The sequence below is a fragment of the Aliidiomarina haloalkalitolerans genome (assembly GCF_003987315.1).
Lineage (GTDB): Bacteria > Pseudomonadota > Gammaproteobacteria > Enterobacterales > Alteromonadaceae > Aliidiomarina > Aliidiomarina haloalkalitolerans.
The window spans coordinates 37,827-50,853 of sequence record NZ_PIPI01000006.1 but is presented as its reverse complement, the minus strand read 5'-3'; the positions used below and the strand labels follow the sequence as shown (position 1 = coordinate 50,853).

The 13,027-nt window shown below is 47.7% G+C and carries 16 protein-coding genes; 10 read left to right on the top strand and 6 right to left on the bottom strand.

Annotation, left to right across the window (positions count from 1 at the left end; translation table 11 throughout):
- Positions 1–15 precede the first annotated feature (15 nt).
- Genes atpF through CWE06_RS08840 form a run of 6 tightly spaced genes read left to right on the top strand, consistent with a single transcriptional unit; the run spans position 16 to position 5,392 of the window.
- Positions 16–486 carry a F0F1 ATP synthase subunit B gene (atpF, locus tag CWE06_RS08865; protein WP_126793260.1) on the top strand — a complete coding sequence of 157 codons (471 nt, stop codon included), beginning with the start codon at positions 16–18 and terminating at the stop codon, positions 484–486.
- A gap of 16 nt (positions 487–502) precedes the next feature.
- Entirely contained in the window at positions 503–1,036 is a 534-nt protein-coding gene (gene atpH / locus CWE06_RS08860) for a F0F1 ATP synthase subunit delta (protein ID WP_126793258.1), read from the top strand.
- Between the two features lie 14 nt (positions 1,037–1,050).
- Positions 1,051–2,592, top strand: coding sequence for a F0F1 ATP synthase subunit alpha (gene atpA, locus CWE06_RS08855; RefSeq protein ID WP_126793256.1), 1,542 nt, complete (start codon positions 1,051–1,053; stop codon positions 2,590–2,592).
- 55 nt (positions 2,593–2,647) lie between these two features.
- Positions 2,648–3,508, top strand: a complete 861-nt coding sequence (atpG, locus tag CWE06_RS08850; protein ID WP_126793254.1) for a F0F1 ATP synthase subunit gamma — start codon at positions 2,648–2,650, stop codon at positions 3,506–3,508.
- 51 nt (positions 3,509–3,559) lie between these two features.
- Positions 3,560–4,945: a F0F1 ATP synthase subunit beta gene (gene atpD / locus CWE06_RS08845; RefSeq protein ID WP_126793252.1), complete on the top strand. Its 1,386-nt coding sequence runs from the start codon at positions 3,560–3,562 to the stop codon at positions 4,943–4,945.
- An 18-nt stretch (positions 4,946–4,963) separates the two neighbouring features.
- Positions 4,964–5,392: a F0F1 ATP synthase subunit epsilon gene (locus CWE06_RS08840; RefSeq protein ID WP_126793250.1), complete on the top strand. Its 429-nt coding sequence runs from the start codon at positions 4,964–4,966 to the stop codon at positions 5,390–5,392.
- 79 nt (positions 5,393–5,471) lie between these two features.
- Here the strand turns inward: CWE06_RS08840 and CWE06_RS08835 are convergent, their stop codons facing one another.
- On the bottom strand, positions 5,472–6,011 hold the full coding sequence (locus tag CWE06_RS08835; RefSeq protein ID WP_126793248.1) for a hypothetical protein: 540 nt from the start codon (positions 6,009–6,011) through the stop codon (positions 5,472–5,474).
- A gap of 195 nt (positions 6,012–6,206) precedes the next feature.
- Between CWE06_RS08835 and glmU the strand changes: the two genes are divergently transcribed.
- Both glmU and glmS read left to right on the top strand, forming a co-directional pair.
- Entirely contained in the window at positions 6,207–7,598 is a 1,392-nt protein-coding gene (gene glmU / locus CWE06_RS08830; RefSeq protein ID WP_126793246.1) for a bifunctional UDP-N-acetylglucosamine diphosphorylase/glucosamine-1-phosphate N-acetyltransferase GlmU, read from the top strand.
- A 1-nt stretch (position 7,599) separates the two neighbouring features.
- Positions 7,600–9,429 carry a glutamine--fructose-6-phosphate transaminase (isomerizing) gene (gene glmS / locus CWE06_RS08825; RefSeq protein ID WP_126793244.1) on the top strand — a complete coding sequence of 610 codons (1,830 nt, stop codon included), beginning with the start codon at positions 7,600–7,602 and terminating at the stop codon, positions 9,427–9,429.
- Positions 9,430–9,498: 69 nt separating this feature from the next.
- On the opposite strand, the gene CWE06_RS08820 is transcribed toward glmS, so the two are convergent.
- A complete protein-coding gene (locus tag CWE06_RS08820; protein ID WP_126793242.1) occupies positions 9,499–9,804 on the bottom strand; it encodes a hypothetical protein in 306 nt (101 codons plus the stop codon).
- 143 nt (positions 9,805–9,947) lie between these two features.
- Here CWE06_RS08820 and CWE06_RS08815 point away from each other — a divergent pair, with 143 nt between their 5' ends.
- Positions 9,948–10,184, top strand: a complete 237-nt coding sequence (locus CWE06_RS08815; RefSeq protein ID WP_126793472.1) for a VF530 family protein — start codon at positions 9,948–9,950, stop codon at positions 10,182–10,184.
- A gap of 11 nt (positions 10,185–10,195) precedes the next feature.
- Here CWE06_RS08815 and CWE06_RS08810 read toward each other — a convergent pair whose 3' ends face one another.
- Entirely contained in the window at positions 10,196–10,738 is a 543-nt protein-coding gene (locus tag CWE06_RS08810) for a DUF2058 domain-containing protein (protein ID WP_126793240.1), read from the bottom strand.
- 205 nt (positions 10,739–10,943) lie between these two features.
- Between CWE06_RS08810 and CWE06_RS08805 the strand changes: the two genes are divergently transcribed.
- Positions 10,944–11,345 (top strand): hypothetical protein, encoded by a 402-nt coding sequence (locus CWE06_RS08805; RefSeq protein ID WP_126793238.1) that lies wholly within the window; start codon positions 10,944–10,946, stop codon positions 11,343–11,345.
- A gap of 45 nt (positions 11,346–11,390) precedes the next feature.
- Here the strand turns inward: CWE06_RS08805 and CWE06_RS08800 are convergent, their stop codons facing one another.
- The 3 genes from CWE06_RS08800 to yghU form a co-directional block, all read right to left on the bottom strand.
- On the bottom strand, positions 11,391–11,672 hold the full coding sequence (locus tag CWE06_RS08800) for a HigA family addiction module antitoxin (RefSeq protein WP_420808529.1): 282 nt from the start codon (positions 11,670–11,672) through the stop codon (positions 11,391–11,393).
- 15 nt (positions 11,673–11,687) lie between these two features.
- Positions 11,688–11,966 carry a type II toxin-antitoxin system RelE/ParE family toxin gene (locus CWE06_RS08795; protein WP_126793234.1) on the bottom strand — a complete coding sequence of 93 codons (279 nt, stop codon included), beginning with the start codon at positions 11,964–11,966 and terminating at the stop codon, positions 11,688–11,690.
- Positions 11,967–12,132: 166 nt separating this feature from the next.
- Positions 12,133–13,005 carry a glutathione-dependent disulfide-bond oxidoreductase gene (gene yghU / locus CWE06_RS08790; RefSeq protein WP_126793232.1) on the bottom strand — a complete coding sequence of 291 codons (873 nt, stop codon included), beginning with the start codon at positions 13,003–13,005 and terminating at the stop codon, positions 12,133–12,135.
- Positions 13,006–13,027: the final 22 nt, after the last annotated feature.

The following is a 13,027-nucleotide window of genomic DNA, read 5'->3' as shown; positions in this document are numbered from 1 at the left end:
TAGAGGAGGGTTGTTGTGGATATTAACTTCACCCTTATAGGTCAATCGATTGCGTTTGCGTTCTTCGTGTGGTTCACCATGAAATTTGTGTGGCCACCGTTGAACAATGCGATTGAAGAGCGTCAGAAGAAAATCGCTGACGGTCTTGCAGCTTCTGAACAAGCGAATCAAGACCTTGAAGTCGCTCGTGCAAAAGCCGACGAAGAGCTCAAAGCAGCTAAACTACAGGCTGCAGAATTAATCGACCAAGCCAAAAAGCGTGCGGCGAAGTTGGTTGAAGATGAGACTCAGCGTGGTCATGCAGAGCGCGAAAAAATTATCGCTTCCGGTTATGCAGAAGTGGAAGCTGAGCGTGCTCGTGTTCGTGAAGAACTCCGCAAGCAAGTTGCCTTCTTGGCAATTGCTGGCGCTGAGAAAATCATTGAGCGCGAGGTCGATGCACAGAAGCAAAGCGACATTGTTGAAAAACTTGTCGCTGAATTGTAATCACGGGGGTTGAGCTATGTCCGAATATACAACGGTCGCTCGCCCCTATGCTAAAGCAGCTTTTGATTTTGCTGTTGAGCAAGGTGCGTTAGACAAATGGCATGGCATGTTGGCGTTCGCGACGGAAGTTGCTCAGAACGCTGAGGTCATTACCTTTTTGAACGGCGCGTCAAGCCTCGCTCATCAAAGTGACGTTTTTATCGGGATTTGCGGTGAGCAACTCGATAGCAACGGTCAAAACTTAATTAAAGTCATGGCCTCAAATGAGCGCCTCAAGGCTTTACCTGAAGTTCTGCGGTTATTCGCAGACATGCGCCAAGAGTACGAAAAAGAAGTGACGGTTGACGTTACTTCCGCTATGACTCTTGACGACGCGCAACAGGCTAAATTAAGTGCGGCCTTGGAAAAACGTCTAGAACGCAAAGTTAAGCTCAATTGCAGTGTTGAACCGTCAATTGTAGGCGGTTTGCTCATAAAAGCCGGTGACATGGTCATCGACAATACGTTAAGAAGCCAGCTCAAGCGCTTAGCTTCTTCACTGCAATCATAATCGGGGACGAGAGCATGCAACTGAATTCAAATGAAATTGCAGAACTGATCAAACAGCGTATTGAGAAGTTCGAAGTTGTCAGTGAAGCTCGCAATGAAGGCACCATCACTGCTGTAACAGACGGTATCATCCGGGTCACCGGTTTAGCTGACTGTATGCAGGGGGAGATGATCGAGCTTCCTGGAAATCGCTATGCAATCGCACTTAACCTTGAGCGCGACTCTGTAGGTGCGGTAGTAATGGGTCCATACGGTGACCTGCAAGAAGGTATTAAAGTCAAAGCAACGGGTCGTATCCTGGAAGTTCCAGTTGGACGTGCCCTACTTGGCCGTGTTGTAAACACGCTAGGTATGCCAATCGACGGCAAAGGTGCAATTGAAGCTGACGGTTTTGAGCCAGTTGAAAAAATCGCACCAGGTGTTATCGAGCGTCAATCAGTTGATCAACCAGTACAAACTGGTTACAAATCAATCGACGCCATGATTCCAATCGGCCGTGGTCAGCGTGAGTTGATCATCGGTGACCGTCAGACCGGTAAAACGGCTATGGCAGTTGACGCGATTATCAACCAGAAAGGTACTGGTATTAAGTGTGTGTACGTTGCTATCGGTCAGAAAGCTTCGACTATCGCTAACGTGGTTCGTAAGCTTGAAGAGCACGGCGCTCTTGAGCACACTATCATTGTTGCGGCGTCAGCTTCTGAGTCTGCAGCACTGCAATACTTAGCCGCTTACTCTGGTTGTACCATGGGTGAATACTTCCGCGACCGCGGTGAAGACGCGCTAATCGTTTATGATGATTTGTCGAAGCAAGCAGTTGCTTACCGTCAAATCTCATTGCTACTGCGTCGTCCACCAGGACGTGAAGCATTCCCAGGTGACGTTTTCTATTTACACTCGCGCTTGCTTGAGCGTGCTGCGCGTGTAAACGCTGACTACGTAGAGAAGTTCACTAACGGTGAAGTGAAAGGTAAAACCGGTTCTTTAACTGCGTTACCAATCATTGAAACCCAAGCAGGTGACGTTTCTGCGTTCGTACCAACTAACGTAATCTCGATTACCGACGGTCAGATCTTCTTAGAAACTGACTTGTTTAACGCGGGTATTCGCCCAGCTGTTAACGCCGGTATCTCGGTATCGCGGGTTGGTGGTGCAGCGCAAACCAAGATCATCAAAAAGCTTGGTGGCGGTATTCGTCTAGCATTAGCTCAGTATCGTGAACTTGCAGCGTTTGCTCAGTTCGCATCTGACCTTGACGAAGCGACTCGTGCTCAGCTTGAGCATGGTCAGCGTGTTACCGAGCTGATGAAGCAGAACCAGTATGCGCCAATGAGCGTTGCGAACATGGCCGTGTCTATCTTCGCAGCAGAAAAAGGTTTCTTGAAAGGTGTTGAAATCAACAAGATTCAAGCCTTTGAAGCGGCTCTGATTGAATATTTCAATGCTGAGCATGCCGACCTTATGGCGAAAATTAATGAAACAGGCGATTACAACGGCGATATCGAAGCTGAAATTAAAGCGGGTATCACCAAGTTCAAAGAAACTCAAAGTTTCTAAGAGCCGGGCCGTAGGAAACTACGGCCTTCAGTCGTTGTAAACGCAGGAGATTATTATGGCCGTTGGAAAAGAGATAAAAACTCAGATCGGGAGTATTAATAATACTCAGAAGATCACCAGCGCAATGGAAATGGTTGCAGCCTCGAAAATGCGTAAAGCGCAGGATCAAATGGCTAGCAGCCGTCCATACGCGGAAGCTATTCGCGAAGTGATCGGCCATATTGCTCAGGGTGACCTTGAATATCAGCATCCTTGGATGACTGAGCGCGAGGTTAAACGTGTTGGATATATCGTCATCTCGACCGACCGCGGTTTGTGTGGTGGCTTGAACAGTAACGAATTCCGTATGGTTTTACGTGACGTTCAAGAATGGAAAGAGAAAGGTGTTGACGTAAGTTTTGCTGCAATTGGTTCGAAAGCTGCTGCTTTCTTCAAGCGCATTACGAAAAATATCCTAACCCAGACCTCAGGTTTGGGTGATAAACCTGCCCTGAACGATCTGATCGGAACGGTATCGGTAATGCTTAACGCATTCGACAGTGGTGAATTGGACCGTGTGTACTTGGTGTACAACAAGTTTGTCAACACCATGACGCAGCAGCCAGTTATTAACCAACTGTTACCTTTGCCAAAAACAGAAACTGCAAAACGTGCACATGCTTGGGATTACTTATACGAGCCAGACGCAAAAACACTGTTAGACACATTGTTGCGTCGTTTCGTAGAAAGTCAGGTGTACCAAGGTTCAGTCGAGAATTTAGCGAGTGAGCAAGCGGCACGGATGGTAGCAATGAAAGCAGCTACCGATAACGCAGGACAACTGATTGATGAGTTGCAGTTAGTTTACAACAAAGCTCGTCAGGCAGCGATTACCCAAGAGATTTCAGAGATTGTCTCGGGCGCTGGCGCAGTGTAAACCTGCTACCCGGCAAAGGTCATGAAGATTTGCAGAGTTAGAGGATAAGTCATGAGTCAAGGTAAGGTCGTCCAAATCATTGGCGCAGTTGTGGATATCGAATTTCCACAAGCTAGCGTACCAAAGATCTACGACGCACTGCGCATCGCTGAAGGCGATTTGAAGGGTCTAACCCTCGAAGTTCAGCAACAGCTGGGCGGCGGTGTTGTGCGTACAATTGCACTCGGTACTACTGACGGTCTCCGTCGTGGTTTGAGTGTTGAAAATACAGGTGAGCCAATTTTGGTTCCAGTTGGTAAGGCAACACTAGGACGTATTATGAACGTTCTTGGTGACCCTATCGACGAAGCTGGCGATATCGGTGAAGAAGAGCGTATGTCGATTCACCGTGAAGCGCCGTCTTACGAAGAGCAGTCAAGCTCAATCGAGTTGCTTGAGACAGGTATCAAGGTTATCGACCTCATCTGTCCGTTTGCGAAAGGTGGTAAAGTTGGTCTGTTCGGTGGTGCCGGTGTAGGTAAAACCGTTAACATGATGGAACTGATCCGTAACATCGCAATCGAGCACAGCGGTTACTCAGTATTCGCTGGTGTTGGTGAGCGTACTCGTGAAGGTAATGACTTCTATCACGAAATGAAAGACTCTAACGTACTTGATAAAGTAGCGTTGGTTTACGGTCAGATGAACGAGCCACCGGGTAACCGTCTGCGCGTTGCATTGACTGGTCTTACGATTGCGGAGAAATTCCGTGACGAAGGTCGTGATGTCCTGTTCTTCGTTGATAACATCTACCGTTATACACTAGCCGGTACGGAAGTATCAGCACTTCTTGGCCGTATGCCATCAGCGGTAGGTTATCAGCCTACACTTGCTGAAGAAATGGGTGTATTGCAGGAGCGTATTACGTCAACCAAGACAGGTTCAATCACGTCGATTCAGGCCGTTTACGTACCTGCGGATGACTTGACTGACCCGTCACCAGCAACCACGTTTGCTCACTTAGATGCAACCGTTGTATTGTCTCGTGACATCGCGTCATTGGGTATCTACCCTGCGGTTGACCCACTGGATTCAACCTCGCGTCAGCTCGATCCACAAGTGATTGGTACCGAGCATTATGAAACAGCGCGTGGCGTTCAGTCAGTCCTTCAGCGTTACAAAGAACTGAAAGACATCATCGCCATCCTCGGTATGGACGAGCTGTCTGAAGAAGATAAGCGTGTTGTAGCACGTGCGCGTAAGATCCAGCGTTTCTTATCTCAGCCGTTCTTCGTTGCTGAAGTATTTACCGGTTCACCAGGTAAATATGTGTCATTGAAAGACACGATTGCTGGCTTTAAAGGCATTCTGGAAGGTGATTTTGATCACATGCCAGAGCAAGCGTTCTACATGGTTGGTACCATCGACGAAGCGATCGAAAAAGCCAACAAAATGTAATTGAACGGGAGGTTTGTAATGGCGGTATCTACAGTACGTCTGGATGTGGTAAGCGCAGAAGAACGTTTGTTCTCTGGCGATGTACGTTCTATCCAGGTGACAGCTGAAGAGGGTGAAATGGGTATTTTACCTAAGCACACCCCGTTATTGACCGCCTTGAAGCCTGGCATGATTCGTTTGGTGACAGAAGCCGGCGAAGAAGAGCTGTTTTATGTTGCTGGCGGCATTATGGAAGTACAACCTGACGTTGTGACCATTTTGTCTGACACGGCGGTACGTGGTGGCGAACTTGACGAGCAAGCGATTGAGAAATCAATCAAAGAAGCGCGTGAAGCAATGACCCATTCGTCGCCAGACATGTCATACGCTGAAGCAGCAGCAGAGCTTGCCCGTGCAGTCGCGCAGTTGCGAGTATTGCAACATCTTCGCAAGAAGAAAGGCAAGTAACAGGTTCGCACAAGGCGATCAGCAAAAAACCCGGCATTAGCCGGGTTTTTTATTACTTCTCGTCAATCGATAGAGATGCTTAGAAACGCAAAGAAAGCGCTAACCCGCCGGTTGTTGCGCTATCGAGATTGAAGCCCTGCATTTCATATTTGCTCGAGTCACGTAGACTAATCCAGAAATCGAATGCAACCCGATTCCAATTGTAGCCCAAGCCACCTGTTAGCATCCCGCCATTAAATGACTCGCTGACATTTGAATTCTTTACTGACCATTTGTCTTGGAAGAAACCACCACCAACGTACCATTTAAAGCCGGTTTGATTGAAATTACGTCCCCATAAGATAGCAAGCTCAGAGGTATCAGATTCAATTTGACTGATCGAGTCATGCTCTAAAGAGCCGGCATTGATGCGCGCAGCCCAACGGTCACTAAAAGCATATGTCGCAATTAAACCACCGCCGGATAGTTCGTCACGGCTATTTGGGCCGTCAATAATGGTTACATAACTGGTCACGCCAATATTAAAATTGCGGTCAGGTACTTCGTTTGCGTTCGCTGAGAAGCTCGTTAAACCAAAAACTGCAAGCACGCTGCTCGACAGCAAAAGTCCTTTCATCATGGGTCGTTCCTTAAGCTAATAGTTTGAAAATAATAAACACTTCACTTGCTAAAAGTGGTGGGGGAGTATGCCAAAATGCAAAACAATTTTCTAACATTTTACGTTACAAAACATTTCTTAAGTTTCGTTTCCGATTATCCTGAACCCTGTTAAAATTGAGGTTTTCACAGAGTCATTAGGTAGAAAGGATCGTCCATGACCACAGCACCCATTAATGTAACCATTAATGCAGTCATTCTTGCCGCCGGAAAAGGCACGCGAATGCGCTCGGCATTGCCAAAAGTTCTCCACCCTGTCGCCACAAAGCCAATGGTCGCCCATGTCATTGAAAGCGCTCAAATGTTAGGTGCTGAGCGAATTAACTTGGTTTTTGGTCATGGCGGTGAGCAATTAAAACAACGCCTGGCAAATTATGCAGTGGACTGGGTTGAGCAAGCTGAACAATTGGGTACTGGTCATGCTGTGCAACAGGCAATTCCGAAAATTAGTGACCATGAAACCGTTTTGATTTTGTATGGCGATGTACCACTAACCCGAGTGGAAACACTGCAAGCATTGCTTGCAGCAAAAGCCAACAGCCCTTTCGCACTGTTAACGGTTACCCTGCCCGACCCAACCGGCTACGGCCGTATTGTCCGCGATGCGCAGGGCAAAATTACCGGCATTGTCGAACATAAAGACGCGAACTCAGAGCAGCACAAAATTACTGAAGTGAATACCGGCATTATGGCCGTTAATGGTGGTGACCTAAAACGTTGGTTAACACAGCTCGATAATAACAATGTTCAAGGTGAATATTACCTAACCGACATCGTTGCCATGGCAGCAGCCGAAGGCGTGGCAATAGCAAGTAGCCAGCCAGCCGAGATCAGCGAAGTTGAAGGCGCAAATAATCGTGTGCAATTAGCCTATCTTGAGCGAGCATACCAACTGCGCAAAGCAGAAGAACTTATGATTGCTGGCGCAACTCTCCTCGACCCTGCGCGCATCGACGTGCGTGGCACCGTGACAGTCGGTTCTGACGTTGTCATCGACGTCAACGTCGTTTTCGAAGGTGAAGTCACAATTGAAGATGGCGTTATCATTGAACCGAATTGTGTAATTCGCGACAGCCATATTGCGGCAGGCGCTGTGATAAAAGCAAATTCAGTGCTTGAAGGCGCTAAAGTTGGCCCAACCGCGCAAGTTGGGCCATTTGCCCGTTTGCGCCCAGGTGCCGAGCTCGCAAAAGGCGCTGCAGTGGGCAACTTTGTGGAAATGAAGAAGTCCTATTTAGGTGAAGGTGCGAAAGCGGGTCATTTAACTTATTTAGGTGATGCGTCTATTGGTGCTGGCGCAAACATTGGTGCGGGTACAATCACCTGCAACTATGATGGGGTTAACAAACACAAAACCGAAATTGGCAAAGGTGCTTTTATTGGTTCAAATAGCTCATTAGTCGCACCAGTTGTCATCGGTGATAATGCGACCATTGGCGCTGGCTCGGTAATTACGACACAAGTCGGCGCAGACGAGCTCGCCGTCGCTCGTGGCAAACAAAGAAATATTGCGGGATGGAAACGCCCAGTGAAAAAGGGAGATAAGTAAGATGTGTGGAATCGTTGGAGCAACGGCAGAACGCCGTGTCGCTGGGATTTTATTAGAAGGATTACGTCGCCTTGAATATCGGGGCTATGACTCTGCAGGTATGGCGTTATTGAATGATGAAGGCTTGCAGCAACTTCGCCGAGTCGGCAAGGTGCAGGCGCTCGCCGATGCGTTAGAAGAAACCGGAGCAAACGGTTTTAGTGGCATAGCGCACACGCGCTGGGCTACCCACGGTGGAGTCACGGAAGCGAATGCGCATCCACACTTCTCAAACTCTACTATTGCAGTCGTACACAACGGCATTATCGAAAATCACGAAAGTCTGCGCAAGAAATTACAAGACTTGGGTTATGTGTTTACCTCACAAACCGATACCGAAGTGATTTGCCATTTAATGCACCATGAGCTGAAAAGCACCGACGACTTGTTAACTGCATTGCAAGCTACTGTAAAGCAGCTTGAAGGCGCTTACGGTACCGTGATCATGGACAAACGTCGTCCTGGCGAGTTGGTTGTTGCGCGTTCTGGTAGCCCACTTGTTATTGGTCTTGGTATCGGTGAAAACTTCATTGCTTCCGACCAGCTAGCTTTGTTGCCAGTGACCCGCGAGTTTATTTACCTTGAAGAAGGTGATGTTGCCCGTGTAACCCGCGATAAAGTCGAAATCTTTGACCATCAAGGCGCTGCGGTACAACGCGAGCAGCAAACGTCTGATTTACAGTATGACGCCGGCGGCAAAGGCGAATACCGCCACTATATGCTCAAAGAAATCCATGAACAGCCGTTTGCGGTGCGGAATTCACTGGAAGGCCGAGTCAACGGCGATGAAATCATGGTGAATGCGTTTGGTGAGAACGCTGCAGAAATATTCAAAGACATTCGTCACGTGCAAATCATCGCTTGTGGTACGTCGTATCACGCCGGTATGGTGGCGCGCTATTGGCTTGAAGCCTACGCAGGTGTGTCGTGTAATGTCGAAATTGCTTCAGAATTCCGTTACCGCAAGTCGCACGTGTTCCCAGGTAGCTTATTGGTCACCATTTCCCAATCGGGCGAAACAGCGGACACCTTGGCGGCCTTACGTTTAGCGAAGACATTGGGTTACCGTTCGAGTTTAACGATTTGTAACGTGGCGACCTCGTCAATGGTACGTGAATCTGATTTAGCTTTCTTAACTCGGGCTGGCGCGGAAATTGGTGTTGCTTCAACCAAAGCCTTTACCACGCAGTTGGTTGGCTTGCTGATGTTGGTGAGCGCTCTTGGGCATTTCAATGGTATGGACAAAGCCACCGAAGCACGAATTGCGCACGCCCTGTCGACCTTGCCGACCAAGCTCGAGCAATCGTTGAAAATCACCGCGGAAATTGAAGAGCTAGCAGAAGAATTTGCCGATAAAGACCATAGCTTGTTCTTAGGCCGTGGCGACCAGTATCCGATAGCGATGGAAGGTGCGCTGAAGCTGAAAGAAATCAGCTACATTCACGCCGAAGCCTATGCCGCCGGTGAGCTAAAGCACGGTCCATTAGCCTTGATTGATGCCGAAATGCCAGTCATTGTGGTTGCACCAAACAACGAGCTACTCGAAAAACTGAAGTCGAACGTTGAAGAAGTTCGTGCTCGTGGCGGCATCATGTACGTGTTCGCCGACAAAGACGCGCACTTTGCCAGCGACGACACCATGCGCGTGATTAACCTCGACCATGTTGACGAGCTAGTTGCCCCAATCGTCTACACCATTCCGTTGCAGCTACTGAGTTACTACGTTGCGATTATTAAAGGAACCGATGTAGACCAACCGCGTAACCTGGCTAAGAGTGTCACGGTGGAATAAACGTCGAAGTTTCGATAGAAAAAAATCGCCGTACGGCGATTTTTTTATGTTTGCTTGTCGGCGTAATTTCTACGCTTGGCGATCTCCGACCTCAAACGTGATGCCACCCGTGTACTTAGCGACGACATTATAAATCGCTGCAAATACGATAGTCATAATGTAGCCCATGATTAAATATAGAATTGGCATGGCAAAAATCATGCCGAGCGAAGGTGCTAGGAGTGACATGCCGTTGCCCGGACTCGAATCGAAAATAGCTGCGAGAGTAAATATCATAGCCATTGGAATAACAAGCACTAATGATAACGCCGCCATCGTTACAGCCACAGTCAGCGCTGTTTTGTGTAAGGAAAAGGACTTAATTGATTTTTTCATGGTTATTTTTTCTTATTGTTATGGTTTTCACCGAAGTAGCAGAGAAGAGATTAATTCTTTGAACATATCCCATGCGCTCAGCTATGATGGTCTTCAAATTCCAATTTATCAGAACCAGTCAAATTAACAACGTCCAAGGTCATATGAATCATCAACCGAATAACCCACTACACGGGCTGACATTAGAAAAAATCCTAACCCGATTGGTCGAGCACTATGACTGGAGTGGTTTAGCAACAAAAATTCCAATCAATTGCTTCAGTAATGACCCTTCGATAAAGTCCTCGTTAAAGTTTCTGCGCAAAACCCCATGGGCTCGGGACAAGGTCGAGGCACTGTATATCAGTACCTTTGCTGGCTCAAGCCCGTGGCTTAAATAGCAGACTGTCGACTACCACATCAGATCATCAGGTATCTTGTAATCTGCGTAAGGATCATCGTTGTCAGGGGCTTCATCTTGGGCGTCGGGGTTGTTGAGTAAAACAATCGCTGCGGGTATGCGTTGTTGAATCTTCTCTGCGACTTGAGCGGGAATTAGCGCATAGCCCTCACCGTCACGGACAATAGCTATCTGACCATGGGTTAGCTCGTTGTGTATTTTCTGTTTGACGTGTAAACGTTTCACCAATTTACCATCGGCAAAGTTAAAGGTGATGTCGCCCTTATGGTCAATTCGATTTACATCGATGAGCTGACGAACTTGGGCTGCGATGGCCTTTTCTTGTAACTCAGCTTGGCGCTGTCGGTTCAGTTCCTGATCGCGAGCGACTTTCTCAAGGCGCTTTTGCTCGGCAAGTAACGTCGCCTCATTGACGATTTTGTGCTTCTTACCTGCACTCTTCTTTTGCTGATGCTTTTCTTTGTTCAGAGTCTTTAGTTTTTTCGCATCGGCTAAGCCGGCTTTGAGCAATTGCTCTTGCAAGGCATTCTTCATAACAGCACTTTCCGTTTGAATTTGGTGTTGGTGGTATTGAAACTTTCTGTCAGCTTAAAACTAAACGCGCGTGCAGTACAGTGCCAATCCGATTACTTTTTCATTGGCAGTTATAAAGTATTGAGCTAATCTCAAAGGCGGTTAAAAAGGAATCGTAGTCTTAACCATTGATTCGTCATCACTCACAGAGCTTGGAGGCAAAGGAATGATACGTCCTATTATTTTCATTTTAATGACCGCAGTGCTCACTGCATGTACATCTGCACCAACAGTTGAACACCAAGTCACCGGTCAGACTCGACCCGCTGTTTCACCTGCTGACGTGTTGTTTATTCAACACGCTCCAGAGCAATTCCAAGAAATTGGCATTGTGTCAGCGCAAAGTCATAAATCCTCTACCTCACTCGACGAGTCGGTAACCGATGCGCTGATTGAGCTGTTAAAAGCCGAGGCCGCCGCACTCGGCGCGAACGCAGTGGTTATGACGTACCTAGGTGACGAGAGTGAAACAGTGCGCGTCAATTTCTACGATGGCACGCAAGGTGGGGCTCGAGATGAAATCCGGATTCAGCGTCACATACAAGGGCTCGCGATTTACGTGGAGTAAGGATTCGCGTTTCGAAACAGGACAGATCGCCTTTCGATGCTGAAATTATGCAGCAACTAGTTTTCGAACTTTAAGCGCCTCTCGATGTTGTTCGGCGTGCCAAAGTTCATACATATATTGTTGCTGCAACCAGCTTTCCGCCGATGTGTCGAAGGCGATAGACAAGCGAACAGCCATTTCCGGACTGATACCGGCGCGTCCATTGAGAATTGAACTGAGTGTTTTTCGGCTAACGCCAAGGGCGTCGGCTGCTTCTGTGACCGATATTCCGAGAGGCTCAATACAGAGCTCCTTAATAATTTCACCTGGATGCGGAGGGTTGTGCATTACCATAAATTGTCCTCAATGGTAGTCTTCATAATTAATTACTTCAGCATGACCGTCGTTAAATTTAAACGTGACACGCCAATTCCCGCTGACTTTGACCGACCAAGTTCCTTTCCTTTTACCTTCTAGCGGATGCAGCCTTAATCCCGGAAGTTTCATATCGTCAATGCTATTTGCTGCATTTAGTCGACCCAGAATTAAACGTAACTTCTTTTGATGTTCCACCATAATTCCAGCTGTACTGCCGGTGAAAAAGAAGTTAGCGAGACCTTTGTGTTTAAAGGATAAAATCATGAAAATTGTAACCTATAACGACTCACTTATCAAAGTATAAGTGTTCTGGTCATATTATGATCGTTGAAGTTACTCAGATGAAACGTAAGTTTTTGTCAGCAATAGCTGATTGATGCATAGCAAGCCTTCGCAAATTCGCCAAGGCTTGCTAAGAAAAACAGAGGAGTTAACCTTCAGGGTTCAATTTGTCCTCAGTTCGCAACTCAAAATCGCTGGCATCGTGGCGTTCGCGCAGCTGACTCGCTGGCTCTCCCCATGCTTTATTCACCATACGCCCGCGCTTTACGGCTGGGCGTGCGGCGACTTCTTCAGCCCAACGTAGCACATTTTTGTAGCTCGAAGCGTCAAGAAATTCTGCAGCTTCATACACTTCATTACGGACTAAGGCCCCATACCACGGCCAAATCGCCATGTCGGCGATCGTGTACTCGTCGCCTGCAATGTAGTCGTGGTTCGCCAATTGCTTCTCAAGTACGTCGAGCTGGCGCTTCACTTCCATGGTGTAACGATTAATTGGGTATTCGTATTTTTCCGGCGCATAGGCGTAGAAGTGGCCAAAGCCACCGCCAAGAATGGGTGCACTCGCCATTTGCCAAAACAGCCAGTTCAAACACTCTGTCCGACCGGCAGCTGATTTCGGGATGAACTGGTCAAATTTCTCCGCTAGATACAGCATCATCGAACCCGACTCAAATAAGCGGGTTGGCGGATTGGTACTGTGATCCACCATCGCCGGTATTTTCGAGTTTGGATTCACCGCAACAAAGCCTGAACTAAACTGCTCACCTTCCATGATATTGATTAGCCATGCGTCGTATTCTGCCGCCTTAATTCCAACAGCGAGAAGCTCTTCCAATAAGATGGTAACCTTCACACCATTTGGTGTCGCCAAAGAGTACAGCTGCAATGGGTGCTTACCAACGGGCAATTCTTGGTCGTGCGTGGCACCAGAAATTGGCCGATTGATGTTGGCGAATTTACCGCCATTACCTTGTTCCCATTGCCAAACTTTCGGTGGTGTATAGGTGTTTCCGGACATGAGGTACCTCGTGATCAACTAA